General features: G+C 36.1%; 22 protein-coding genes. 6 read left to right on the top strand and 16 right to left on the bottom strand.

The window, feature by feature from the left end; translation table 11 throughout:
* Positions 1-29: 29 nt before the first annotated feature.
* Genes ACX1N5_RS05640 through ACX1N5_RS05600 form a run of 9 tightly spaced genes read right to left on the bottom strand, consistent with a single transcriptional unit; the run spans position 30 to position 9,540 of the window.
* Positions 30-578 carry a serine acetyltransferase gene (locus tag ACX1N5_RS05640; protein WP_458800761.1) on the bottom strand — a complete coding sequence of 183 codons (549 nt, stop codon included), beginning with the start codon at positions 576-578 and terminating at the stop codon, positions 30-32.
* The gene (locus tag ACX1N5_RS05635) at positions 575-1,450 is read right to left on the bottom strand and encodes a glycosyltransferase family 2 protein (RefSeq protein WP_458800759.1); all 876 of its coding nucleotides are present in this window, start codon (positions 1,448-1,450) and stop codon (positions 575-577) included. Before ACX1N5_RS05635 ends, ACX1N5_RS05640 begins: the two co-directional genes overlap by 4 nt.
* Before the next feature lie 6 nt (positions 1,451-1,456).
* Positions 1,457-2,560: an EpsG family protein gene (locus tag ACX1N5_RS05630; protein ID WP_458800757.1), complete on the bottom strand. Its 1,104-nt coding sequence runs from the start codon at positions 2,558-2,560 to the stop codon at positions 1,457-1,459.
* A gap of 1 nt (position 2,561) precedes the next feature.
* Entirely contained in the window at positions 2,562-3,674 is a 1,113-nt protein-coding gene (locus ACX1N5_RS05625) for a glycosyltransferase family 4 protein (RefSeq protein ID WP_458800756.1), read from the bottom strand.
* Positions 3,671-4,750, bottom strand: a complete 1,080-nt coding sequence (locus ACX1N5_RS05620; RefSeq protein ID WP_458800754.1) for a glycosyltransferase family 4 protein — start codon at positions 4,748-4,750, stop codon at positions 3,671-3,673. The genes ACX1N5_RS05625 and ACX1N5_RS05620 overlap by 4 nt, the downstream gene beginning before the upstream one ends.
* Complete coding sequence (locus tag ACX1N5_RS05615) at positions 4,747-5,775, bottom strand: acyltransferase family protein (protein WP_458800752.1); 1,029 nt, start codon at positions 5,773-5,775, stop codon at positions 4,747-4,749. Before ACX1N5_RS05615 ends, ACX1N5_RS05620 begins: the two co-directional genes overlap by 4 nt.
* A 33-nt stretch (positions 5,776-5,808) precedes the next feature.
* Entirely contained in the window at positions 5,809-6,939 is a 1,131-nt protein-coding gene (locus tag ACX1N5_RS05610; protein WP_458800750.1) for a glycosyltransferase, read from the bottom strand.
* A gap of 13 nt (positions 6,940-6,952) precedes the next feature.
* Positions 6,953-8,056, bottom strand: coding sequence for a polysaccharide pyruvyl transferase family protein (locus ACX1N5_RS05605; RefSeq protein ID WP_458800748.1), 1,104 nt, complete (start codon positions 8,054-8,056; stop codon positions 6,953-6,955).
* Positions 8,053-9,540, bottom strand: coding sequence for an oligosaccharide flippase family protein (locus ACX1N5_RS05600; protein ID WP_458800746.1), 1,488 nt, complete (start codon positions 9,538-9,540; stop codon positions 8,053-8,055). Before ACX1N5_RS05600 ends, ACX1N5_RS05605 begins: the two co-directional genes overlap by 4 nt.
* Positions 9,541-10,597: 1,057 nt before the next feature.
* Here ACX1N5_RS05600 and ACX1N5_RS05595 point away from each other — a divergent pair.
* Genes ACX1N5_RS05595 through ACX1N5_RS05585 form a run of 3 tightly spaced genes read left to right on the top strand, consistent with a single transcriptional unit; the run spans position 10,598 to position 14,336 of the window.
* Positions 10,598-11,674, top strand: coding sequence for a polysaccharide biosynthesis/export family protein (locus ACX1N5_RS05595; RefSeq protein WP_458800744.1), 1,077 nt, complete (start codon positions 10,598-10,600; stop codon positions 11,672-11,674).
* Positions 11,675-11,681: 7 nt separating this feature from the next.
* A complete protein-coding gene (locus ACX1N5_RS05590; RefSeq protein WP_458800742.1) occupies positions 11,682-12,113 on the top strand; it encodes a low molecular weight protein-tyrosine-phosphatase in 432 nt (143 codons plus the stop codon).
* An 18-nt stretch (positions 12,114-12,131) separates the two neighbouring features.
* A complete protein-coding gene (locus ACX1N5_RS05585; protein WP_458800741.1) occupies positions 12,132-14,336 on the top strand; it encodes a polysaccharide biosynthesis tyrosine autokinase in 2,205 nt (734 codons plus the stop codon).
* Between the two features lie 29 nt (positions 14,337-14,365).
* On the opposite strand, the gene ACX1N5_RS05580 is transcribed toward ACX1N5_RS05585, so the two are convergent.
* From ACX1N5_RS05580 to mtgA, 3 genes are all read right to left on the bottom strand, one after another.
* Entirely contained in the window at positions 14,366-15,130 is a 765-nt protein-coding gene (locus ACX1N5_RS05580) for a DUF4184 family protein (protein ID WP_458800739.1), read from the bottom strand.
* A gap of 400 nt (positions 15,131-15,530) precedes the next feature.
* Positions 15,531-17,639 (bottom strand): polyphosphate kinase 1, encoded by a 2,109-nt coding sequence (gene ppk1, locus ACX1N5_RS05575; RefSeq protein WP_131380433.1) that lies wholly within the window; start codon positions 17,637-17,639, stop codon positions 15,531-15,533.
* Positions 17,640-17,738: 99 nt separating this feature from the next.
* A complete protein-coding gene (gene mtgA / locus ACX1N5_RS05570) occupies positions 17,739-18,416 on the bottom strand; it encodes a monofunctional biosynthetic peptidoglycan transglycosylase (RefSeq protein WP_458800737.1) in 678 nt (225 codons plus the stop codon).
* A gap of 69 nt (positions 18,417-18,485) precedes the next feature.
* On the opposite strand from mtgA, the gene ACX1N5_RS05565 reads away from it, so the two are divergent.
* A complete protein-coding gene (locus ACX1N5_RS05565; RefSeq protein WP_458800735.1) occupies positions 18,486-19,298 on the top strand; it encodes a rhomboid family intramembrane serine protease in 813 nt (270 codons plus the stop codon).
* On the opposite strand, the gene ACX1N5_RS05560 is transcribed toward ACX1N5_RS05565, so the two are convergent.
* A complete protein-coding gene (locus tag ACX1N5_RS05560) occupies positions 19,295-21,763 on the bottom strand; it encodes an ABC transporter permease (protein ID WP_458800733.1) in 2,469 nt (822 codons plus the stop codon). The genes ACX1N5_RS05565 and ACX1N5_RS05560 overlap by 4 nt on opposite strands.
* A gap of 3 nt (positions 21,764-21,766) precedes the next feature.
* Positions 21,767-22,456, bottom strand: coding sequence for an ABC transporter ATP-binding protein (locus ACX1N5_RS05555; protein ID WP_458800731.1), 690 nt, complete (start codon positions 22,454-22,456; stop codon positions 21,767-21,769).
* A 38-nt stretch (positions 22,457-22,494) separates the two neighbouring features.
* Between ACX1N5_RS05555 and ACX1N5_RS05550 the strand changes: the two genes are divergently transcribed.
* Positions 22,495-23,127, top strand: a complete 633-nt coding sequence (locus ACX1N5_RS05550) for an arylesterase (protein ID WP_131388302.1) — start codon at positions 22,495-22,497, stop codon at positions 23,125-23,127.
* Between the two features lie 388 nt (positions 23,128-23,515).
* On the opposite strand, the gene ACX1N5_RS05545 is transcribed toward ACX1N5_RS05550, so the two are convergent.
* Positions 23,516-24,424, bottom strand: coding sequence for a DMT family transporter (locus ACX1N5_RS05545; protein ID WP_458800729.1), 909 nt, complete (start codon positions 24,422-24,424; stop codon positions 23,516-23,518).
* 121 nt (positions 24,425-24,545) lie between these two features.
* Here ACX1N5_RS05545 and ACX1N5_RS05540 point away from each other — a divergent pair, with 121 nt between their 5' ends.
* Positions 24,546-25,094, top strand: coding sequence for a helix-turn-helix domain-containing protein (locus ACX1N5_RS05540; protein WP_458800727.1), 549 nt, complete (start codon positions 24,546-24,548; stop codon positions 25,092-25,094).
* On the opposite strand, the gene ACX1N5_RS05535 is transcribed toward ACX1N5_RS05540, so the two are convergent.
* Complete coding sequence (locus ACX1N5_RS05535) at positions 25,095-26,285, bottom strand: sugar transporter (protein WP_458800726.1); 1,191 nt, start codon at positions 26,283-26,285, stop codon at positions 25,095-25,097.
* Positions 26,286-26,313 lie beyond the last annotated feature (28 nt).

Raw genomic sequence — 26,313 nt, 5'->3', positions numbered from 1 at the left:
AAAAATCCTATCTTAATGAAATATTTAATTTAAATTTTATAAACAATATATTTAGCACTTGATTTTTCTTTATAAAGAATAGTTGCTGGGTTGCCAATAGCAATACATCCATCAGGTATATCAATATTAACAAGCGCATTAGGTGCAATAAGTACATCATTACCTATTCTCACATTTCCAACAACAACTGCATTTTGTTGTACACAGACATTATCTCCTATAATAGGAGAACCAACTTTTTTACCCTCCGCATGCCCTAATGTTACGCCTTGCGATATATTGAAATTTTTCCCTATGATGGTATTAGGGTTAATAACAATCTGACCAAAATGAGCTATCCTAAATCCCTCACCAACTATAGTCTCTGGTGGAATTTGAATACAAGTACGAAACATAATTCTTCTTAATAAAAGCTTCCAAATAATTTTCATTATAAAATTATTTGAATTTTGATATCCCCGAAAAAAATATATGTATCTAAATCCAGACGTAAAAATTATATAACGCAATAAAAGTATTAAATTTTTTTTACCCGTATATCTATACAAATCATTAAAAATACAATACTTTTTCTTCATGCTTTCATCCTAATATAAATATTTAGAACAACTCCAAATGGAAATGCTAGAATCACTAAACTCTTTTTATTAGCCTTAAACAACCAATTTATATCCTTAGCGAAAATTGAAGAAGATACTAAGTGAATAGCATTTTTAAACCGTTCTTTGAACGTCGCACCATATTTAATACGAGATATACGAGAAAAAGCAAAGCCATTAGGGTGTCGCATATATTGTTTAAATATATTTTTTGTTGAGCCATCATCCTGATATTCAACTATACAAAATACTTCATTAATAGGCTTTAAATCATAATCTTGATCGATCAATAAATATAAGTAATCTAGTGGAACAAAACTTTCATTTTTAAAAATAGGATATTTAGGATATTTTTTAATTACTGATGTTCGATAAACCAATTTTTTATCACCAGTCACATTATAAATGCTATAAAGTTTGTTCAACTTAGCCTTAGCAAGTTGAGCAGGAAACATTGAACCAATAATTTTTTTGGTTTCTTTATTAGCATCCAACCCTACAATTCCAGCAAAATTATCTTGTAAATCAGAAATATAATAAATAATTTTCTCTACAGCATTATCCGGCATATAGTCATCTGAATCAATACAAATATTATAATCAGTTATACAATGCTCATAAGCTGTGTTATGAGCACCATGCATTCCTTGATTTTCTTGATAAATATATTGGATATCAAAAGGTGCTGTAGCTTGCCAAGCTTCTATTAATTTTCTAGTATTATCTGTAGAGCCATCATCAACAATTAACCATATAAATTCTTTATTAGTCTGCCTTTGTAAGCTTTCAAAAAGTTGAGGTAAAATATAAGATCGATTAAATGTTGGCGTAAATACGGTTAATTTTATCATAGCTAGCTAAGCACCTGATTTTATAAACATAAACAAAGTAAAAGAAAAATATAGTGATATAGCATACCCAACTAATTGATGATTGTACTTAGTTTTTGGTTGCTCCAACAGAGGATATAAAACAACCAACGGCATTATAAACCATGACAAATAGGCAAATCGATTAGAAAAATTAGCTTTAATCACTAAAATCCAAAATGCATTAGCTACCAAATAAGTACCATAAATAAGGTGATATAGGCGGTTCTGATAGTGTTTTTTATAGATAAAGTAATAACCTATAAATACCGCCGTAGCACTATATAGAATAAAATCCCATCTAAACCCTGTTGACGAAAAATTATCACCATTTATATTACCTTCAGTGAGGTAGCTAGTTCTATCATCACTAAAAAACCTAGAAAATAAGCCTTGAAAAAAACCTCCAGCAACTAAAGATAATGGTATAGTCAAAAGCCAACCATAAAATAATAATATAGTTCTTTGGGTAACTAACGCTATAACATAAGCTGCAGTTGGAATTATCATAGATGAATGAATATGACATGCCAGCAATAATATTAATAATCTTAGAGATAATCTACGAGTTGAATACACTAATAAAAAAATAGAGGTTGCTAAACCATTACGCAGACCATTAGTTCCATACGACCAAAATGAAAATGAAGTTACAAACATTAAAAACAAATAAAACCAATATCTACCAAATATTTTTTTACCAATTATAAATATAGGAATTGTATATATAAAAGCAGTTAATAAAAAAAATCCTCCCGCTTCCATTATCTTCGAAGTTATAAAAATATAATAATAAAAAACAATATCATTTTCAGGAATTGCTGTTGTAACGCCAAAAAACTTTAAATCTTCAAATGTTTTATTATAAGTAGACATATCACCAAAATAGTAACCACTAATTGGTCTAAATCCGATATAAAAAATCACAAAAATAAATGTTATGCTTCCCAGGATTTTAAAAAATTTTCTATTGCTTTCAAATCTAGAATCAAAGGCCGATACTTGAGTATATAGCAACACTAAAAAAACTATGACTAAGAGAAAGTAATAATAAAAAGCAGTATAATATTCTAAAGGTATTAAGGTTAGCATATCATTTTAAACCTAATAAAACATCCCACTGTTGCATGACAGTGGTAGTAGAAAAACGTTTTATATTCTGTTTTGCATTTATTCCCATACTAATTCTCATGGGTAAATTATCCATCAAACTGAGTATTGTTGATGCTAACTCCTTGATATTATCTAATGGTACTAAAATACCATCTTCCCTATTTTTGATAATATTCCTTGGCCCATTAGGGCAGTCGAAACTAACAATAGGCAAACCAACGGATAAAGCTTCAAGTAACACCATTGGAAAACACTCAGATTCAGATGTCATAGTATATAGACTATAGTCAGTCATAACTATAGGAATATTGGGTACACTATCTCTCAGCTCCACACAGGATTGAAGGCCTAACACATCAATCTGGTGTTGAAGTCGCTGCTTTGTTTCTAGATAGTTTTCTCCATAAATATGCAATTGCCAATCCTGTCTAGCAGCATGTATCAATGCCCAAGCATCAATTAATTTATTAAATCCTTTAATGGGTGATAATCTGCCAGCCGCTATGATTTTTTTTGCGTTTTGGTTCGCTACAAGTTCTGATAATTCTATAGGGTTTGGTATAACTACAACATTATTGCTACTAATATATTGTTTCTCATCTTCATTCAAAACAACAATATAATCATATTTGGCGCTAATCCAATTATTAAACATTGATTTAATGTGAGTAAGGAATGAGAGCTTTATCTGCTGCTTAAATGCTTGATAGCCTGAGCTATGCCGCTCTTTTATTAATACAGCATTACCTTTAATAAACGGTAGCCAAAAATGATCAAAACTATAGTTAGGAGAAATAATAGCATTGGGTTTTAGTTTTCTGATGGCTTTTTTTTGTTTTATAAAATGCTGAATGGCTTTTACAATATTCTCAATAGATAAGTAAGATTTTTTACGGTTATAATTAACACCCAAATCAATCAATTTAACTCGATTATCTAATGAGTAACGAGGAGGCAGGTCGTTTTGTTCAGTCGTCAATATGCAGACCTCAACATCTGGTTGGTTAACCCAATAGTTAACCTTGGTTGACATGACCTTCTCAATACCACCATGCAAATAAATTTGATCTGTAGTAATAAGGATAGTTTTCATTGTATCAAATCTCTAAATAGATTATCCCAAGTTGCTACAATATTCTCTGCGGAAAAGCGTTTAACATTTTCATAAGCTTTACTCCCCATATATAGCTGTAATGCTCTATCTAGCATGAGATGCTCCAACTTCTCTTGAAATAGTTGGATATTACCATTTTCAATCAAAAAACCATCTTCATTATTAATGATAATATCCCTAGGTCCTGAAGGACAATCAAAGCTTACGCAAGGCACACTACACGCCATTGCTTCAATAAGTACCATCCCAAACCCCTCTGAACGAGAAGTCATTGCCAAGATGGACGATTCAAGATACTTATCTTTGATATTCTGAACTGGATCAAAAAAGTTTACATGTTTAAGATTTAGTTTGTGTGCAATTTTTATAAATGTTTTATTTAAGTCAACTTTTCCATATATATTCAATTCCCAATTTGAATATCTATCTTCTATATTTTTCCAGATATCTAATAAAATATCATAGCCTTTATTATATGAATGTGATCCCACAACAATAATTGACTTTTTCTTTAATAAATTATCACTAATTTCGCATTCAAAGCTTAATGGATTTGCAATCGCAATAGCGTTTTTAAGTTGCCATTCGCTCAGATTAGAAGGGGTAAGAACAACAAATTTATCAAAACTTTTAGCAAATTTTCTCATAAGGCATGATAAGACCTTACCTTTAATGCTCTCTGTAGTATTTAAATTTATAGAAGCATGTCTCTCATAAACCCATTTTGCTGTTGTCTTAATTAATAAAGGTAGCATAAAACCTTTTAAACCATCATCGCACACACAAATAATATCAGGGGTCAGACTATTAATTGCTTTCTGAATTTCTCTTCGATAAGATAGAAAATAATCCAAACTATTATAACGCGTAGTATTAATTGGCATGATCTTTATATTTTGACTAAACTCGTAAAATGGCTGTTCATCAGGCTCATTTAGAGTCAATATACTTACGCTATAAGCATATTGATCAGCCAACATTGATGCTTTAATAGATAGAACCCTTTCTAGTCCACCAGAACCATTAATGCCATTTGTGATGTAGAGTAATTTCATAAGAGTTTAACAATCCTATAATTAATGAAATTTACAATATAAGAACTAACTAAGCATATTATTAATAACGCAGTAAATATAAGAAAAGGATAATGAAACCCATAAATAAAATTTTTAAAAAAAACCATATAAATAAACATATGTATTAACCATATGTTAGTTGTATGTGGGAAGATAAAATTTAAAAAGAAAGATAATATATTAGGTTTTTTAATTTCCAAGAAAATAAAAATAAAAGCAAGACCCGTAAATGGTGCTATTATGAAGTTAGGTATCATTGCATGAATAATCATCAATAATAAGATCAACAATATCAATAATAAATTTTTATATGATAACATAGAAAAAATATTTTTAGATTTAATGTCCCAACGATATTTTAAAAAAAATGCACCTGCCATAAATTGAAAAATAGTACAAAAATACAAAGATACTTGTCTCTGCAACCAATCTAAAGTAGGCTGATGAAATATTTCTGAATTATAAACTCTAAAATAAAAAGCAACTAAATAAAGTATTAATAATATAGAAAAAAACAAATAACCATTAATTTTATCGAGTAAAGTAAACAAAATTCTAGAAGTAACCACAAATAAAACATAGGTAGTAAAAAACCACCATGCGCCAACATATGATGTATTTATAGCTGTAAAATTAAGAAAAAATTTTAAAAAACTTCCAGGGTAATTTGTTTGATTGATTAATTTTCCTAAAACCACAGCAAATAATATAAGTACAATCCAATAATTAACATATAATTTTTTTATACGAACAAGATTTTTCTTTTGATAATTTTCAGTAGAATCTTTATTATATTTTAAATACAATCCATACCCACTAACAAATGAAAATATAGGAATACAAGCATCACAAAATAAAGAAATATAATAAATTAGAGGAACCTTACCTATAAATATAACAGGTTTAAATAAAGTACTATAATCCAGTGTATTAAATAAATGCAAACAAAGCATCATTAAGACTGCTATTGCTTTTAATTGATTGGATTGATATATATTGATCATATTTTACAAATACTTATTACATTAATGAAATACTTAGTTTACAATTTTATTAAATTTATTTAATTCATAACTTGTGTCTGCTGGGTAATTTTCATGAGATAAAATCATTTTAGATATTAACCTTTGATCCAAAATTAATTTACTAATAGCAGATGCAATTTTTTCACCATCAAAATCAACTATCAAACCATTTTCACCGTTAATAATTTGTTCCGTTGCTGTATTAAAATTTGTTACTACTATAGGCTTAGATAAAATTCTTGCCTCAGCAATAGCCATACCAAATCCTTCAAAACGAGAAGTTTGGCAGTACAAATCACAGTGATTAATGTATGGATAAACATTCTCAAAAGTTCCTAATAAAGTTATTTTATGCTGAAGACCCAAAATACTAATATCATTTTTGATATTTTGATATAGATGCCCCTCTCCAATAATATACCAATGAAAAGAAAACCCTTGCGAGTCTAATTTTTTTGCTGCAGCAATAAGCAAATCATATCCTTTACTAGGAACAAGGCGCCCTATAGTTAATATTTTAAAATCATCAGATTTTTCAGGATAAGGATTCGCAATTGATAAATTTTTAACAAATTTTTCAGAAATAATATCTTTAATTACCAACAATTTTGAAAAAAACATAGGGTGTTTTTTTACAAAAACCTCTTTTGCCTCATTAGAAACTAAACAAATGTTATCATATTGATCATAAAAATATAAATCAAATTTAGGTGAATAACCTGCTAAATCATAATTAGTATTTACCCATGCAATTTTTTTTTTAGATTTAATATAGGTAGCACAGTAATATGTTGGAAAACCTTGAGTATAAGCAATCGCTACATCATATTTTTTATTTAAAGCAAGATAATTACAACCAAAAATTTTCCAATAAGTTTGAGCGGCATGTTTCTTTAAAAAAAATTTATTTACTCTTATTAAAACTGAATATAATAGTTTATCATAATAATTTTCATTTTTTTTTGATATTTGAAATATATTTACATGCTTTGGGACTAATGACAAATAAAGGCCCGATACTGATACCAAACCTAAATCAACTTCAAATCTATTATAATCCAACATATTCAGCAGGGTAACCAAACTTTTCTCTGCACCTCCAGATTCCAATGAATCAATAATAAAAATTAGCTTTTTCTTCATATTTCAATCCCTACTAAAGTAAAACTTGCTTTAAAAAATTTTTTGAAAAATCAATACACTCTTCCAATTTAGTTTCATTAAAATTAATTTTATCATTCAAATTAATGTCTGAAACATTAGAAACCAATCTACTTTCCAAACCTAGTAAGGTTAGTAAATCATGCATACGTACATTAATTGCCTCAGCACGATTTACTACAAAAAAATCTTTTCTATATATTATAGAAAAAACTACAGCATGATAAGAATTTGAAATAATATACCTAGCATTCTTTATTAATGTTAAAAACATATCAGGACCTACATTATTAAATTTTTTATCAGCATAATTAAATTTACCAGGATTAACAGTATATATTTTTAACGATTGCTGACTAGCTATACTTAATGCAATTTCCTTAATTAAATCACTTTCTTCAAAATCATATATCAATAAATAGCGCTCAGAAAAACTTACATTTAGAGCAATATTATCCCACTCTTCAGTAGTGAGTAGAAAGGCCGGATCTAAAACATGAGTAATATGCTTATTTACTCCTATACTTTCTAGCAACTCTTTCCCCATATTCTCTCTAACGCTAATAAAGTCTAGTTTCTCAACTTCTTTTCTAATAAAACCCTCTAAATTATGATAGATTTTTTCTGTGGACAAGCTTGCAGCATATGAAGCTTTTACTTTTGTATTATCAACAAAATTTAAGTAAAAAGCAGGATCTGCACCATTCGAAAAAAGGGTATTCCAAATTTGATCACTGCCACAAATATAAATGTCTGCTTCTTTGGAAATTTCTTTTAGCTCATCATTATTAGTATAAGATTTTAATGATACAATTATATACTTCTGAGTAAAATCATCAAAATTTCTTTTTCTCAATAAACTCTGAAAACGTTCTGGTACTTTAGCCAAAATATAAAACCATCTTATAAATAAAAATCTTCTCCATTTCCCTAATGGAACATAAAAAAAGCTAAAGTTTTTTTGCAAATACTTTGGCTTATAGTCTATAACCACAACCTTTAATTTCTGACTTTTAATAAATGTAGAAAGGCCATAGCATTGTAAACTTGCCCCATGATTATAAACATCATGACAAGTTATTATAAAAGCTGTTTTCATTGAAAAATCCTGTATAAATATTGATTTTTTCGATAAAATAAAACGTATACAATTCCTATATAGCTAATAGAAAATATACTAAGACCTACAAGAATAGTAAATAAATCATTAAAGTGTAAAATTTCTTGCAAAAATAATCTTCCTAGATAATTAAGTGCAGTAACTATTATTGTCAAAAGAAATAAGTTAAGGCCTTTTTCAATCAATAAATTAAAATTCATACCAACCCGTTTAATATAAAAATTAATTAAAAATAAATTATTAATTGCAACACCCAATACTAGGCCAATTAATACACCTAAGATACCTAATGATCTCACTAATATTATAGAGAGAATTACACCAAAAGTAGCGCTCAAAAGATTTAAGTAAGCACGATATTTAAACAAACCTAAAGCTTCAGATTTTTGACTTGCTATCCCTAAACCCAGAGGAATTGTTGAAACAACCATAATACCTAATGCAACTATCCAAGACTGACTATAGCTATTTCCAGCCCAAAATTTTATAAAAATATCTCCATATAGTAAAAACCCAGAAAAAATCGGAAATAGAATTGAGAATGTTGAGATACCTACTTTTGCATTTGCCAAATTAAGAGTATCAGTATTAGTAACTTGATTAGTTGTACGAGCTAAAAAAACACCAGAAATTGCACTAGCAAATGCTCCATAAAATGAACCCAACATAATTCCTATGCCAAAAATTGCGCTTCCATCACTATTTAAGTAGTGAGAACAAATAATCTGTCCAACTTGCCATTGCAAATTACTAGCAACTAAAAAGATAAATATTCCAAAAGCATACTTTAATATGTCATAGTGTGTAGAAAAATCTAACCGATTAAAATCAATTCTAATTTTCAATACAAAAACAGAATAATAAAAAGCAACTAAAAAAACAAAAAAATTCAACAAAAAATCTATTATAACCAAATTCATGATATTCGGATGATTAACAAAAAACATTAAAATAATAAAAATTTTAAAAAAAAGCTTAGCAATAATAGAAACTTTAATTACTATAAATTTTTCATATCCAAAACAGCAACCAGAAAAATAATTACTTAAAATAGAAACCAACAAAGATGCTATTGTAATAAACCAAATATTTTTAAATAAATTAATTTGTTGACTATTAAAACTACTTTTATAAATCTCATCAAATAAATTATAAAAAATAGTAGCAGAAATTAAAATTAAAATTAAAATTAAAAAAAGCAACTTTAATATAAATCCTAAAAATCTCCCTTCTTTTTCAATATTTTTTTCTAATCTATATTTCGCAATATATCGAGTAACAGAGGCAGTAATTCCAGAATCAAGAATAGAAAGTATAGCCACTATAGAGCCAGCTAATATATAAATCCCATATTCTGAAGTGGGTAAGCTCTTTACAATCAAGCTAGTCGAGATTAGTCCACTCATATTTGAAACTATAATTGTTAAATATGACAAAATTATGCCTAGTTTCAACTCTTGCATACACTATCCAAAAATTTTAAGCCTTTAATTTATATTTCCAAAGTATATACTATTAACCTATAGCTTAAATTAAAATATATAAAGGAACCATATAAAGTATTGTGGAAACCAATAGTTAACTATAAAAATACCTAGTATTTTTTTTGATTGAGAGTTAACGTGAATTAATTACGCCAGCACATACATAAATAATAACAGTAAAACTTAAGTTTGTTTTAGAACTGTATTTAGCACTACGTTTAAATTCTTTCAATTTACTAAAATAATTTCTATCAAAAACTGTCATAGAGAGAACTTGAATACACACTAAACGTTACAATCCACTTTCGGTGAAATGACTACTTTTGCATATCGGTCATAAAATCATCTTTACAGCCAACCCATATCAAATTCCTGATATACTAATAATGATTGGAAATTCATCTCTCAAAATAATGGATTAACTTAAGTAAAATTATAATTTTACCTAAAAATCAAACAAAATTTAACTAACTTTTTAAAATTATCAACCAAAATCAGTAATGATCACTACACCTCTACGATTGATCTATAATCTAACAATAGGTCACTTTTAGCACTCCGACTATAGCGATGATGCACCTTACAACAGCATCATTAATAATGAAATATTTCATTTTCCAAATTTGGACAGTAAATTACGCTAAGATACGTTACGTACCATCTAGACTATAGCTTTAAAAAACAACCTATTATTTGCATCATTTTATTCATGATCTATCTAGATATCTGCAAGTATGTATATATCAATTATAGCCATATAGATTTTTCATCACAGTTTCGCTAATTTTTAGCAACCCATAGTAGTACACAGCACAATTCCTTAAAAAAGATTTATAAAAAGAGTAGTGTGTTAAATTTTAACTTTTTATACAAATATGCAACAAAGGTTTTTTCTAGCAAAATAATTACAGCTTATTAGATATAGTGTAGAATTCAAGGAAATTTAATATTTTTAACTACATTTAAGTGTTGCAGAAAAACATCTTAATTGTGATAAAAATAGGTAGATATTACAAAAAACCACCAAGGGTAAGACGTGAAATTTCGTTCAGTTTTTGCAGTTACATCACTCAGCCTTGTAATCACAGGTTGCACCGCTATTTCTGGTTTGCAAACCTATGACCTTCCCCGTCAAGGCGCATATACAACAAACTTGGGCGTACCAGTAAACATTATTGCTTTAAATCAGGATACACTTCCTGCAACACAAGCTGCGCAAGATTTTTCACCGCAATATTATAGTGCTTTATTCCAATCTAATAATAAAAACACTTACATCTTAACATCAGGTGATATCTTATCGATCCAACTGTGGAATTATCCTGAAATTTCTTCCCTTGCAAATGCAAGTGGTTATAGCATTGATCAACAAGGTTATGTGCAACTGCCTTTAGTTAGTCGATATAAAGCCTCAGGCAAAACCTTATATCAAATTCAAACTGAATTAAAATCAGCTTTTTCCCGTTACCTAAAACAGCCCGATTTAGTCGTACGAATTGTGTCTTATCAAGGACAGCGTTACTATGTGCAAGGCAATGTAACTAAAGGTGGCCAGTTTTTCTTAACAGATCAACCAACCAGCTTATATACCGCCTTAGGTATGGCGGGTGGCGTTACACAACTGGGCGATCCGACTTCAATTCAATTGATTCGTCACGGGCAAACTTTTAACCTCAATACCATAGAGTTGGAAAAACAAGGATTATCTTTACATAAGTTGATAATTCAGCCGAACGATACAATTTATGTCAATGCCCGTGAAAACCAAAAGATCTATGTCATGGGTGAAGCAGGTAAAAACCAGGCTATACCTATGCGAGATCAAGGTATGAGCTTAAGTGATGTGATTGGTGAAAGCTTAGGACTTAATCCGTTATCTGCGAGTGCTGCGCGTATTTATGTTCTTCGAAGCAATAATACCGATCATACAACGGCTATTTACCATCTCAATCTCAACAGTATTGGTAATTTTGGTCTTGCCAATCAGTTCAAAATGCACAGCAATGATATTGTGTATTTCGATCCAACAGGTTTAACTCGCTGGCAGCGTGTAGTCAATCAAATTCTCCCGTTCTCAAATGCACTCTATAGCACTAAACAGTTAGGGCAGTAACTCGACGATGAAGTTTCAAAAGCTTTTAGTTGTTTGTATTGGAAATATCTGCCGTAGCCCAATGGCTGAATATTTGCTTAAACGAGAGGTTCCTACACTGGACGTATCATCTGCAGGTATTCATGCGATGATTGGACACCCTGCAGATGAAAAAGCCATGCATGCTATGCAGCACCTTGCACAGATTGATATTTCCACTCATGTTGCTCGGCAGCTTGACTCAACTATGCTTAAGCAAGCAGATTTAGTCTTGGTAATGACAATGAGCCAACAACAACATATCGAAAAGACTTGGGCATTTAGTAAAGGAAAGGTGTTCCGACTTGGGCGCTGGCAAAATAAAGATATTATTGATCCTTATCAACAAGACCAAGCCTTTTTTGACCAAACCTGTAGCAGCATTCAACATTGCTTAGCAGACTGGCACGAATATTTGTAATTTTAGAATGTGAAGATAATGAATACAACGCAACAGACTGACGATACAATTGATTTAAAAGAATTATTTTACTCACTAATTCTGCAGTGGAAACTCATTGCTGTTTGTATGCTACTGAGCTTCATCTGTGCAATCCTCTACTTACGTGTAACACCAGCGACGTATGCTGTAAATGGTTTAGTACAGATTGAATCAGGCAAAGGCGGTGCTTCTGCAGCACTTTTAGGTCAGCAGTTATCGAGTGTCATGGATTCTGGTCTTGGACAGCAACAAGCTCAAGCTGAGATTCAAATTTTACAATCACGTTTAGTCTTAGGCACAACCATACAAACCTTAAACTTGAACATTCAAGTTAGCCCAACACAAAATTCTTTATTACAGCGCATTATTACTAAATCAGATTTTCAAACCCAGTATTCCGTACAAGATATTGCTGTACATAATGATAGTGATAATTTCACGATTCAAGAGTTAAAAGTTCCAGAAAGCTTTGAAGATAAAGCCCTCATTTTACATATTTCTGGTGATCAGCTGACTCTAACCGATAAAAGAACAGACCTTGTGGTATTCAAAGGTAAGCTGAATCAATACAATATCGCATCAAATACTGAGGGTACATGGCGTGTCGCAATTTTTGCAAAAATGCCAATTAATCAAGATTATATTTTAACAAAACAATCTTTACCTTCTGCTGTGCAGACTGTTCAAAGCAACCTCACTGCTTCTGAAACAGTTAAGCAAACGGGTATTATTAACGTTAGTTACCAAGGTCAAGATGGTTTACATATTACCCATGTGCTCAATACGATTTTATCAACCTATAAAGCTCAAAATGTACAACAAAGTTCCGCAGAAAAAGAACAAACCTTAGCTTTTTTAAATAAACAGCTCCCACAACTTAAAGCAGATTTAGACGATGCTGAAAGAAAATTTAATGCGTTTCGTGAAGCGAATAATACGGTAGATGTTAATCAGGAATCCGAGCTGTATTTAAAGCAAAGTATTGACCTTGAAACACAAAAAACTCAATTGCAACAAAAGCAAGCTGAACTTGCTGCCAAATATACCTCTGAACATCCCATGATGCAGGAGGTTAATGCACAGTTAGATGCAATTAATAAAAAAATTGGTGAACTCGATACAACACTGAAACGTTTACCCGACATCCAGCGCAGATATTTGCAATTTTACCGTGATGTTGAAGTCAAAAATCAATTATATACAAACCTTTTAAACACTTACCAAACCATGAGTGTTGCAAAAGCTGGTGAAATTGGGAATGTCCGTATTGTCGATATGGCGATTGAACCCATTAAACCTATTAAACCTAAAAAACTGATTATCTTAGTGTTTTCAATTGTTATAGGTGGCTTCATTGGCATATTATTAGCGCTGCTTCGTAGTATGATGCAAAGTGGTATTAAAGATGCATCACAAATTGAAGATGAATTTAATATCTCTGTTTATGCGACTGTGCCTCGTTCAGAGTTACAGTTGCGTCGCACTCATTTACTGAAGAAAAAGCGCCAGTTACCAATTTTAGCAGTCAAAGATACTGAAGATGGAGCTGTCGAAAGTTTAAGAAGTTTACGTACTGCTATTTATTTTGCACTGGGCAAAGAGCATGGTAATCAGGCCATTCTAATTTCAGGAACATCTCCTGAAATCGGTAAATCTTTTATTGCGATTAACCTCGCCACAATTTTGGCACAAAGTGGTAAACGTGTACTATTGATTGATGGAGATATGCGTCGCGGCTACTTACAACAGTATTTTGCTAACTCTAACAATCTTGGTCTTTCAAATTTACTCACTGATAATGTTACAGAACTAAATCAAGTCATTCAGAATACTAATGTTGAAAACTTGGCATTTATTGCTCGGGGTAAGTCACCTAAAAATCCTGCTGAACTACTCAACAATGGGAAATTCGCGGCTATTATTGAGCAATTAAAACAATACTATGATCATATTGTGATTGATACACCACCACTTCTTGCAGTGACAGATGCAGCGATCATTTCGCAATCTGTAGATTTAAACTTATTGGTGGTTCGTTTTGGGAAATCCCACCTAAAAGAAGTTGATATCACCATCAACCGCTTTAAACAAAGTGGTCGTGAAGTACATGGTGTTATTCTTAATGATATTCATAAAACAAGTGGCGCTTACGGTTACGGTTATGACTATCAATATAGTTATGACTATAAATCCCGTAAATAACCAATTTGAGGAGCTTCGGCTCCTCTTTTTTATTCATTGCATATCAGCACCTTGATATAGAATAATCTCAAGATGCCAAAAGCTAGCACGAAACAGCTTAAAAATCCTCTAAAAAAGCTAAAAACACTTGCAGACAACATTTGATAAGAAAACCAAGAAACAGTTTCATAAGCATGATTTTCTACTAATTTTTCAACCTGTATTATGCCGAAGATCATTGCACCGATAACACACAATATGATGAATAGTGAACTTATCGACCTCGCCTGAAGCACATCCTTATGATCTTGATAATAGCAATATAATATGTAAAAAATGATCGGAAGAGGAACTATAGAAAATAAAACCTGCGTGAGTATAGAAACTTTAGTCTGTATATTTAAAAATACAATCGGCTGACTCAAAAGCTCCTTAAAAGCGATATTTTTAACATCATCATGACTAAAACCATCCCACAAGACATGGGTAATTGTCCCTAAAATAATTGCTATAGATAATTTAAGAAAGAAATCACAATAACCATCTATATCGACGATCTGTAATGGATCCCTGATTCTAAAATAGTCATAAAATATAGGACGCCAAATCAAATACCATATTGCTGCAAAGAATAAACCAACCAATAAATCGGGAAAAACCAGACTAGACCATTGGTGTGATTGCACATTCGCGCTGAATAGCCACGCAAGGTCAGGTGCCATACATCCTATTGCAAGACCTGCCATAGGCAACTGATGTTTAAATAATTTTCTAAGTGGTAAAGCAAGCACAGCATGTGAAATAGTAAATGGCATAACGAATAAAATCCGAGATTGAGCCACAGAGGTCTTGTTGCATCAGCATATTCAAATTAAAGAATTCTTATCGTTATCAAGTTTAAGATATAACTTGAATACCAAGTCTGCCTAACGCTTTAAATTTATTCAATACTATGCATCAAACATCCATCTCATTCATATGACTTTTAAAATATCTCATAGACAACTTATCTCGAGATAACTTTATGCAGTGCATCTTCATTTCTGCCAAACTGTATAAAACTCTACACGAAGCCCGCGAGCATACTGAGCCTATCGAAATAAAACGTTAAGCATTCAAAGCACTGAATTGCAGTATCTGAAAAATACAAAAAAGCCTCAATTGAGGCTTTTCATTTAAATATTTTGGGAAATAGCTCCAACAGAAGCTTTATATTTAGCGGAAGGATTCAAGCAAGGTTTGCTGAGCATTATATAATGGCTCGCCTTGTTTTGGCTGTACACGTACCCAAACCCCGTCACCTTGCAACAACCATGCCTGCTGATTATCTTGTAAATAATTAAGCAAACCAAACTGATAAATGCGTTTACGCAGTGAAGGATCTTCGATCGGGAAACAGGCTTCCACACGATTAAACAAGTTGCGGTTCATCCAGTCAGCACTTGAACAGTAAATTCGCGCATTGCCCTGATTGGCAAAATAATACACTCGCGTATGTTCAAGAAAACGCCCAACAATTGAACGTACCCGAATATTTTCTGATAAACCAGGTAGCCCTGGGCGTAAGCAACAAATTGAACGAATAATCAAGTCAATCTGTACACCAGCTTGTGAAGCTTCATAGAGTTTGTTAATGAGCTGAACTTCAGTCAAAGCATTCACTTTAATGATGATTCTTGCTTCTTTACCTGCTTTTGCGGCTGCAATTTCATCATCAATACAACTAACGAGGTGGCTATGTAAGGTAAATGGCGCATGTAGCAGCTTTTTCAGCTTTGCCATTTTCCCCATACCTGTCAGTTCTTGGAAAATGCGATGCACATCTTCGCAAAGTTCTTTCTCTGTAGTCAGCAAGCCATAGTCGGTATAAATTCGTGCATTACCCGCATGATAGTTACCTGTACCCAAATGTGCATAACGTACCAATTTATTGTTTTCACGGCGTACGACCAAAATCATTTTGGCATGGGTTTTATAACCCACAATACCGTATACCACGACTGCTCCTGCCTCTTGCAAAACATTAGCAACTTCGATATTGGACTCTTCATCAAAGCGGGCACGCAACTCGATTACAGCAGTAACTTCTTTGCCATTACGAGCGGCTTCTGCCAACACCTGCACAATCTCTGAGTTTGCTCCACTACGGTACAAAGTTTGCTTGATCGCCAAGACTTGTGGATCACGCGCAGCTTCACGCAGAAATGAAATCACTGGCGCAAAAGATTCAAACGGATGATGCAGTAAAATATCTTGTTTACGCATTGCCGCAAAGATATTTTCAGACTTGGTTAGCACCTTTGGAATCACTGGCGTAAACGCATCATATTTTAGATGTGGGCGTTTGAAATTCGACAACAAGCGTGCCAAATTGACAGGACCATCAACTTTATAAAGCTGGTCTTCATCCAGCTCAAATTCATTCAGCAAATACTCATAAATATGTTTCGGGCAGTTTTCTGTCACTTCCAAACGCACTGCGCGACCAAAACGGCGTGAGCTGAGTTCACCTTTGAGTGCTTTTGCTAAATCATCAACATCTTCATTCAAAGCCAAGTCAGCATTTCGTGTGACGCGGAACTGATAACAGCCTGTTGCAGTCATACCAGGGAATAAATCAGAAACATGCTCATGAATAATCGCTGATAGCATGACATGGTGTTCTTTACCATCGGTCAATTCATCAGGCAAGCGAACTACTCGTGGTAATGAACGTGGCGCAGGTACGACCGCCAGATCAATTTGACGACCAAAGGCATCTTTACCTTCTAAAGTGACAATAAAGTTTAAGCTTTTATTGACTAAACGCGGAAATGGATGCGCTGGATCTAAACTAATTGGCGTGAGTACAGGCGCAACCTGTTCTTGAAAATACTTCTTAATCCATGCCGTTTGCGCAGGAGTTAACTCCCCACGGCGCAAGAAGCAAATATCCTCTTCACGTAAGCGCGCTAGAATTTCCTGATTTAAAATACGATACTGACGTTCAATCGCGATATGCGCAGTTTTTGAGATCTGTTCTAAAACTTGCTTGGGAGTCAAACCATCTGGGCTATGACTTTCATTACCCAAAGTCAGTTGTTCCATGACACCCGCAACACGAATCTCAAAAAATTCATCGAGGTTGCGTGAAAAAATTAATAAAAAATTTAAGCGTTCAAGTAATGGGTGTAATGGATCTACAGCTTGTTCAAGCACCCGTAAATGGAAATCTAAAATCGAGAGTTCACGATTAATATAACGGTCGTTATAAGCATAATCCGCGGCAGTTACACGTTTAGCAACAGGTGCTGGTGTCGGCGCAGGAGATACTTCGGTATTCATATGTCGTTCCATACGTATTTTTCATGTTATTTGAGCAGTATGCTGCATATTTATGACAATTTCATAAAGTTTGAACATAAACTATGCAAGTGAATATGTCTATGTTGGAATTTGGCTATATCGAATGTATTTCGCAATAAAACGCTTACGGAATCTAAATTTCTCATCTTCAGGATGTTGCTGATAATAACGTGGATTCGGCAATAAAGCCGCTAAGAAAATCGCCTGTTCACGTGTCAGATTTTTGCTACTTTTATGAAAATAATGACGTGATGCCGCTTCGACACCATAAATGTTAGCCCCCAGTTCTACCGAGTTCATATACACTTCAAGAATGCGTTGTTTTGACCACATACGTTCCATCATCCATGTCGCAATGGCTTCTTGCCCTTTGCGAACGAAAGAACGCTGATTAAACAAAAACAGGTTTTTTGCCAGTTGCTGAGAAATGGTCGAACCACCCGCCACAATTTCATCTGCTTTTTCGTTACGATGTAAGGCAACCTGCATCCCTTCAAAGTCAAAGCCATGATGGTGCAAAAACTTACCATCTTCCGCTGCCACGACAGCATGTTTAAACTGATTGCTGATTTCATCATAATCACGCCACTTATGTTGTAGCGTTTCATCAGGATACTGAAATGCATCGATACGCATAAACATGCTGCGGTCTACGGGGTGCGTTCGCCACCACAACAAACTGGCAAAGATCCAGAGTTGAACCACCATAAACAAAGTCATTAAAATCAAAAAAATACGCATGAACAATGTTTTCATGATGTGCAACTACTCCCAATCTCACCCGATATGTTAAGCTGAGTTTTTAAAAAATCGACACAGCATACCATGTCTGAGATGCAACAGCCTCCGTTTTATCGCAGCAACCTTGATGTTCAGCTTTGGTGGATTACAGCCACCTTAATTGGTATCAATGTTGGGTTATATTTATGGCAAATTGCAGTCGGTATCAATCCAAGTCAACCAAGCATTGACGCTGCATTGACTTGGGGAGCAGACTTTGCACCATTGACCTTTTTGTCTGAGCCAGTGAGGTTATTTACCAGTATGTTTTTTCATTTTGGTTTTCTGCATTTGGCACTCAACATGTGGGCACTGTATATTTTTGGCAGTCTTGCCGAGCAGATTTTCGGACGTTTTTATTTTCTAGGCATGTATATCTGCTGTGGCTTAGCTGGCAGCTTGCTCAGTAGCTGGTTAAATATTCATCATAGTTATTTGTACTTAGAAACCGCCAATACTGCCCTGCTACCGAGCGTCAATGCAGGTGCATCGGGCGCAATTATGGGCTTGGGCAGTGCGCTGACTGTCTTGTCATTATTTCCTAACCTACCCAATGTGCCTTTTGTACTGGTGAAACGTAGTTTATTGCTCATTATGGGCATTAACCTCACCTTGGGTATGCTGATTCCCAACATTAACAATGCCGCGCATTTGGGCGGTGCAATCATGGGTGTCGTGCAAAGCCTGATCTGGTATCGCTGTACCGTTCACGAACGTAATACCCTTGGCAGTTTGCTTGGCCTGAGTGTCGGGATTGCGCTGTTAATTGCCAGTTATCTGTACTGTCAGCATCTTGTCCAAGCAGGCTTACTGCCCTTATGGCACCTGATCCTGAAACAGTTTGATATGCCTGCCTAGCTTTGCTCACGCAGACTTTTTAACGGGCTAATCCGTGTCAGATAAGTTAGACGATAACGCCCGACCAACGCACACAAGATCGCCATACCGACAGGCAAACTCAGCCACAAACCTACATGAAGTTGCAGACTTAACTGCAACTTCGAACTGGCAATCGCACTAATCACCTCGGCAAACAAACAGGCAACTAGCCCCGACAACAGCCCCATCATGGCAAATTCACGGGTTAGCATATTTTTGATTTGTGCCTGAGAACTACCAAAAGCGCGCATTAACGCTACTTCTTTTTTGCGTTCATCCATGAGTAAGTTCAGACAGGCCAACAGCACCAAAATCCCAGAAACTGCCACCAGAATCGCCAGTAGCGTAACAATCTGCACCATGACATTGAGCAGATGTTTGATTTGCTCCAGAATCATGCCAACATCAATAAAGACTGTCGTACTATGCTGCTGAATTAACTGTAATAACTTAGCTTTGTCTCGATATGGCACATACAAGCTGGCAAGGTAGCTGCCTGCATTTTCATCCAAAGTTTTCGGAGCAAAAATAAAGAAAAAATTCGGACTGAAACTTTGCCAGTCAACCTGACGTAAATTCACCACTTTGGCATGCAGTTCGCCTTCGGGCAATGCAAAAGTTAAGCGATCACCCACCCGAATTCCCAAGCTTTGCGCAGTTTTTTCTTCTACTGAAACTTCACCTGCTTTTTGCAGTTGAGCTGTGCCTTGCGTAATAACATTATCGGCAGGGTAGCTTGCAGACTGGGTCAGATTAAGTTCACGGCGTAAACCGTTATTTTGTTCAATCTGCTGTGGGGTAAATGCCTGATCGTTATGTGCAATCAAGCGTCCACGTACATTGGGATAGAGTAGCGTATTTCCCCAGCCATAGCGTTGCAGTTGTTGCTCAAAACTTGGCTTATCCATGGGTGACAAACCATAAATAAACTGATTCGGCGTATTGGCTGGAAGTTCTTGCTGCCAACGCGATAACAAGTCTGTACGCAGCACAATCAGCACCGAAATCAGGCTAATTCCAAGTGCCAACGCCGTCATTTGTAACGCTGTTTGCGATGGCACACGCACATACATTGCCCAGTTACTTTGGCTGCGTTTAATCTCACGCAAAACCAGCCATAACATGCCATACATCAACAGCCCAACAACACAAACACTCAGCAGCACGAGCAAGGTCAGTTGAATCGCATGCGTCAACAACACACTAAATAAAATCAGGCTGGTTAGACCTGTTAAAAATGTCCAGACATAAACTCGCCCAAAAGCGGGTACTTGGCGAATCACCCGAATTGGTGGTGTCCGCAAGAGCTGGTAAATATTGGGGAAAATAAACCCAAGTAAGACGATGGCACTGGTTAAAAAGCCAATCGGTAAAGGTTGTAAAATACTGCTAAGCACTTCAATTTGCATCTGAAGACTCGGCACAAATTGCAGCATCAGTTGTAATAACCCGATACCCAATAACCCGCCTAAAATCCCTCCGATGCCTGAAGCAATCAGCATGACAATTAAGAGTAAAATCGCAATTGCACCCATGATTTGACGTTGACTGGCGCCTAGACAACGCAGTAACGCAATCTGATCTTGAGTTTGTTGCACATAACGGCGACTCGACAAGGCAATCGCAACACCACAGAGTAAAATCGTCAGCAAATTGGTGAGTTGCAGGAAAGTATCTAGATTTTCTAGCGGCTTGAGTAAACGGGTATTGCCCTGTTTTGCAGAGCGTAATTGCAGATTATTATCGGCATTGGCAGGATCACGCTGTGGGTCACTGGCATGTGGATTTTTTAAGTTAAACCAGTGCTGATAATCCTCTACCGCCTGAGCCTGACCTGCCAGTAACAAACGGTATTCAATCCGACTGCCTGCCTGAATGGCATGTGTGCGTACCACATCTTGCTGATTGATCATCACTGTTGGCGAGAAACCAGAAAAGCCTGTTTCCTGATTGCTGTCTTGCTCAATCAACCCTGTAAATTTAAATTCAGCATCGGCAATAAACACCGCGTCACCCAGTTTGACGTGCAACAAGTCTTGGGCACGTTGACTCAACCAGACCTCTCCCGCCTGAATCTGTCGCGTAGCAGGGTGAATCTGTAAACTCCCTCGCAACGGAAATGCCTGATCAATGGCTTTGACCGTGACCATCACAAACTGATCTTGCGTATGTGCCATACTGCTAAAGACCGTCACCTGAGCCTGTTGCAACTGCTGTTGTTTTGCCTGCTGGATATATTCGGCAGCAATCGGCTTGGTATCTGTGATCGCCATATCACCACCCAGCAATTGCGCTGCTTGCAATAAAATCGCTTGCTGAATTTGCCCATTACTAAATTTCAAGGCAGTTGTAGCACAAATCGCCAGACTGAGAGCCACAATCAGCAGCCACACGCCCTGACTGCGAAAACTCTGCTGCAATAAGGGTTTAATCAAATGATTCATAGGCTACCCCTGTTGTTCACAAAGCTGTCCATCATGCAAAATAAAATGCCGCTGACATTGCGATGCCAGATTCATGTCATGCGTCACCAGTACCAGCGTTACGCCCATGTCCTGATTGAGACGAAATAACAGCTGCTCTACTTCTTGCGCTGTTTGTTCATCTAAGTTTCCAGTCGGTTCATCGGCAAAGATGATTTTCGGTTCTGCCACCAGTGCTCGGGCAATCGCAACACGCTGCTGCTCTCCACCCGACAAAACTTGTGGCGTCTGATCAATTTGACGTTCCAAACCCACTTGTTGCAACAGTTTTTTAGCCTTGGCAACCGCAGTGGCATAATGAAAATTAGGCTGTAGGCGTAACGGTAACAGTACATTTTCCAATGCTGACAAATGACTGAGTAACTGAAAAGACTGGAAAACAAATCCTGTGTATTGCAAACGCAATTTTGCCCGCTGTTCTTCATTTAGCTCATGTACAGGTTGCTCACATAACCAGAGCTGCCCTGAACTGGCTTGATCCAGCGTTGCCAACAAACCCAATAAAGTTGATTTGCCTGAACCCGAACGCCCCGTAATCGCAACCTGCTCTCCTGCAAAAATTTCAAGCTGAATATCTTGTAAGATTTGCAGGGTTTTGTTTTGAACCTGAATTTGCTGGCTTAAATGCTGGGCGCGAAGAATCGGTTGTGGCATGATGAGAAACATCCATAAAAAATCATAGGACAAGCCAAATGCAAAATAACAAACACGCGGTCTATGTTTCAGTACTTGCATTGATTGGCACAGGTATATTGGGTACACATACAGCAACAGCAAAAACTGTGATGGTCTATGGTGATAGTATTAGTGCTGGTTATGGTTTGAACCCCGAACAAGGTTGGGTTCATTTATTACAAAAACGTCTTGAACAACAGTATCCGAAAAAACACAACGTGGTCAATGCCAGTGTGAGTGGCGAAACCACTTCAGGCGGGCTGGCACGTTTTCCTTTAGCCTTAAAAACTCATCGCCCCGATGTTGTGGTTTTGGAACTGGGCGGCAATGATGGTTTACGTGGGCAACCCCCGCAAACGTTACAGCAGAATCTGGCAAAAATGATTCAACTGAGCCAGCAAGCTCATGCCAAAGTGATTGTGCTAGGTATGAAGATTCCACCCAATTACGGCACGGCATACAGTAAAGCCTTTGAACAAAGTTACCGTACGGTGAGTCAACAATACAAAGTTCAGTTATTGCCATTTTTCATGCAAGGCATTGCAGGCAATAATCAACTCATGCAAAAAGATCTGGTTCATCCCAATGCAAAAGCACAAGGTATATTGCTGAATAATGCCTATCCACTGATTCAATCTGCTCTTAAATAAAAAATACAGATTGCCATGGATACTCCATAGATTTTCTTTCATAAGTCGATTTGATTTCTCTTGTGCTTCATTGAAATGGAACCTCAATGTTGCTTAGGAAGAACAACGGCGAGTAAAGATGATGAAAGAAACCATTGGTTTAAATAATGAAATAATTTGGGCTCAATCCAATGATCTGCAACATGCTTATACAGCCCTTGAAGTGCCGAGTCTTGAAACAGCGTAAGTTGTCGAGCTATCGCAATATAAAACAGTAATCCAGTTTGCTATCACATAGATGCTTTGAAATGCGATAACTCAACTTTAAAGATCATCGTGCAAAAGTATTTTCGTAAAATACTATTTCATAAGGTTTTTCGTGTGAGACTGAATTCAATGATCCGCTATATTAGCTGTGATCTTCATAAGCAACTTTAGAAGGCTTCTTTTTCCGACTCCACTTCATTTCACTTAAGATCACTCCAAAAACCACACACAATCCACCCAGCAATGCCATTCCCCCTAAGCGCTCACCTGCCAAGCGCCCAAAGACACCTGCCCAAACAGGTTCACCCGCATAAATAATCGCCGCTTGTGAAGGGTCAACCGAACGTTGCGCCCAGTTCATGGTTAACTGAATCAGTGCACTCGCAAGGCCTAATCCAGTGACCGTAAAGAATAAGGTCCAGCTAAAATGTGGAATGCTCACTTCCCCGACCATTGGCATACTGACAAATGCACAAACTGAAGCAATCAATAACTGAATAACCGTGACGCATTGCGTATTAACCCGTCCTGCAAAGTAACTGATCAGAATAATTTCCATGGCAATCGCAATCGCACCAAATAAAGTAATCATTTGCCCTGCATTCAGCTGAATGCGTGAAAAACCATTTCCAGTCAATAAAATTAAGCCAATAAATGCAAAAGCTGCGGCGCACCACATCATCGGTTTGGGTACTTTCTTAAAGATCAACAATTGTAAAATAGGGACCATCGGGACATAAAGCGCGGTTAAAAAAGCAGACTCACTACTCGAAATTGTTTGCAGACCAATGGTTTGTGCACCATAACCAATTGCAATCATGATCCCAATGTATCCACCTGCAATGACATCATAGCGCGATATGCCAGACAGTATTTTCCAAGACAATACCGTCATAATGCCCGCTGCTGCTGCAAAACGGCAACCCACAAAAAACATCGGCGAACTGGCACTCAATGCATGCTGGACGATGAGAAATGTACTGCCCCAAATCAAGGTGATCAAGATTAAGGAGAGCTGCGGCGCATAAGTATGCAAAAAAGTTTTAGGCATGATTTTGAACAAATTGTGCAATATACTGCACATCATATAATCATTAAGTTTTTTGCGCAATATATTGCACAAATATGCTAATCTTCCCGACGGTTAATTCGCAGTTTTATGGTGTTCATGCATGACTCAACAGGGAATTTTAGAATATGTCAGTGATAACCTGAAACGCTTACGCGAACAACACCAACTCAGCCAACAACAATTGGCAGATCAGTCTGGGGTCAGTCGGCGTACCATTGCAGGCTTGGAATCAGGCGAAATGAATATCAGCCTGACCAAACTGGCTGCGATTGCCAGTGTTTTACAGGTTTCTTTTGCCGAGTTAGTCAGCTCACCTACTGCAAAAAATCCACATATTCATCGTGTTAAAACTTGGCAAAGTACAAATGGCAATAGCTTTGCCGAGCTACACTGCTCTGCCCCTGCCCAGCAACAGGTTGAATTATGGACATGGTCACTTGCCAGTGGTGATGTTTATCAGGCAGAAGCCGATCCCGAAGGCTGGAGCGAACTGCTGTATATTGTGCAAGGTTCATTGACCCTGACGCTAGATGGTGTGCAACATCAGCTCAGTGCAGGTTCATCTTTTGTCTATGCCAGCTCCGTTCCCTACAGCTATGCCAATCTGGGAGCTGAACCGTTACTCTTTACGCGTACCGTTGCTTATTAATTAATGTCTTGCTTTTGGCATAAAATCAGGTCGTTTGATCATCACAAAACAGATTACACAACCGATTAAGCCCAAAACGCCACCAATCATTCCAATCGACTGTAAACCATAATGCAAACTGACGATGCTGCCGAGCAACGCGCCGCCGCCAATTCCGACATTATATAACCCTGAAAATAATGACATGGCAACATCTGTGGCATCAGGGGCTAATTGCAAAACTTTGGACTGCAATGCCAGACCAAAACTCATAATTGCCAGCCCCCAAAATACGGTGAGCGTCATTAAACCCATTACATGAGTTGCCAATGGCAACAACAGCAACATTGAGATACTGATTCCTAGACTAGATGCCATCACAAAAGTTTTTGGGAATTTACGACTAAATCGGCTAAACAAAACTGACGCCAAAATTCCTGAACCACCATAAATCAACAATAGTGACGTGGTTTGTGCCGATTGAAAATGTGCAATATGCAAGGTAAAAGGTTCTATATAACTATAGCCAGTAAATTGCGCGGTAATCACCACAATCGTTGCAAGATACAATAAGAGCAATGCAGGACGTTTGAGCAAGATAGGTAAACTACTCAATGAACCCGAGTTTTGACTTGGCAATTTAGGTAGCGTGGTCCAAAGAATAAGCATGGTCAACAGCGCCAAGCCTGCAATCAGTGCAAAGGTATTGCGCCAGCCAAACCATTCACCAATCACCCGACCAAATGGAATCCCCAGTACCAGTGCCAGTACCGTTCCTGTAGAAAGTAATCCAAGTGCCTGCACCCCTTTTCCTGCGGGGGCAACACGCACCGCTAATGACGCGGTAATTGACCAGAAAATAGCATGTGCAAAAGCAATCCCGATACGGCTGATCAAGAGAATCATAAAATTACTGGCAATACTCGACAGCAAATGACTCATCATAAACAGTAAAAAGATCGACAGTAATAATGCCTTGCGTTCCATATTGCGGGTCATCAGCATCATTGGTAATGAAGTCAGAGCCACCACCCATGCATAAATCGTCAACATAATGCCGACCTGTTCAGCCTGCATATGAAAACTTTGTGCAATATCACTGAGCAATGCAACAGGCACAAATTCTGTGGTATTAAAAATAAAAGCGGCTAAAGCGAGTGCTATCACACTAATCCAGCTTCCTTGCTGCGCTGGTTGAGTAGATATAGACATAACCATCTTAAAGTTTGGGAGATAAGGA

This window comes from Acinetobacter sp. ANC 4636 (assembly GCF_054454555.1).
This window is presented reverse-complemented; position numbering and strand designations above follow the sequence as displayed.

Bases quoted from the DNA above. Each gene is read 5' to 3' on its own strand.
- ACX1N5_RS05640 (WP_458800761.1), bottom strand. From the start codon at position 578: ATGAAGAAAAAGTATTGTATTTTTAATGATTTGTATAGATATACGGGT.
- ACX1N5_RS05635 (WP_458800759.1), bottom strand. From the start codon at position 1,450: ATGATAAAATTAACCGTATTTACGCCAACATTTAATCGATCTTATATT.
- ACX1N5_RS05630 (WP_458800757.1), bottom strand. From the start codon at position 2,560: ATGCTAACCTTAATACCTTTAGAATATTATACTGCTTTTTATTATTAC.
- ACX1N5_RS05625 (WP_458800756.1), bottom strand. From the start codon at position 3,674: ATGAAAACTATCCTTATTACTACAGATCAAATTTATTTGCATGGTGGT.
- ACX1N5_RS05620 (WP_458800754.1), bottom strand. From the start codon at position 4,750: ATGAAATTACTCTACATCACAAATGGCATTAATGGTTCTGGTGGACTA.
- ACX1N5_RS05615 (WP_458800752.1), bottom strand. From the start codon at position 5,775: ATGATCAATATATATCAATCCAATCAATTAAAAGCAATAGCAGTCTTA.
- ACX1N5_RS05610 (WP_458800750.1), bottom strand. From the start codon at position 6,939: ATGAAGAAAAAGCTAATTTTTATTATTGATTCATTGGAATCTGGAGGT.
- ACX1N5_RS05605 (WP_458800748.1), bottom strand. From the start codon at position 8,056: ATGAAAACAGCTTTTATAATAACTTGTCATGATGTTTATAATCATGGG.
- ACX1N5_RS05600 (WP_458800746.1), bottom strand. From the start codon at position 9,540: ATGCAAGAGTTGAAACTAGGCATAATTTTGTCATATTTAACAATTATA.
- ACX1N5_RS05590 (WP_458800742.1), top strand. From the start codon at position 11,682: ATGAAGTTTCAAAAGCTTTTAGTTGTTTGTATTGGAAATATCTGCCGT.
- ACX1N5_RS05585 (WP_458800741.1), top strand. From the start codon at position 12,132: ATGAATACAACGCAACAGACTGACGATACAATTGATTTAAAAGAATTA.
- ACX1N5_RS05580 (WP_458800739.1), bottom strand. From the start codon at position 15,130: ATGCCATTTACTATTTCACATGCTGTGCTTGCTTTACCACTTAGAAAA.
- ppk1 (WP_131380433.1), bottom strand. From the start codon at position 17,639: ATGAATACCGAAGTATCTCCTGCGCCGACACCAGCACCTGTTGCTAAA.
- mtgA (WP_458800737.1), bottom strand. From the start codon at position 18,416: ATGAAAACATTGTTCATGCGTATTTTTTTGATTTTAATGACTTTGTTT.
- ACX1N5_RS05565 (WP_458800735.1), top strand. From the start codon at position 18,486: ATGTCTGAGATGCAACAGCCTCCGTTTTATCGCAGCAACCTTGATGTT.
- ACX1N5_RS05560 (WP_458800733.1), bottom strand. From the start codon at position 21,763: ATGAATCATTTGATTAAACCCTTATTGCAGCAGAGTTTTCGCAGTCAG.
- ACX1N5_RS05555 (WP_458800731.1), bottom strand. From the start codon at position 22,456: ATGCCACAACCGATTCTTCGCGCCCAGCATTTAAGCCAGCAAATTCAG.
- ACX1N5_RS05550 (WP_131388302.1), top strand. From the start codon at position 22,495: ATGCAAAATAACAAACACGCGGTCTATGTTTCAGTACTTGCATTGATT.
- ACX1N5_RS05545 (WP_458800729.1), bottom strand. From the start codon at position 24,424: ATGCCTAAAACTTTTTTGCATACTTATGCGCCGCAGCTCTCCTTAATC.
- ACX1N5_RS05540 (WP_458800727.1), top strand. From the start codon at position 24,546: ATGACTCAACAGGGAATTTTAGAATATGTCAGTGATAACCTGAAACGC.
- ACX1N5_RS05535 (WP_458800726.1), bottom strand. From the start codon at position 26,285: ATGTCTATATCTACTCAACCAGCGCAGCAAGGAAGCTGGATTAGTGTG.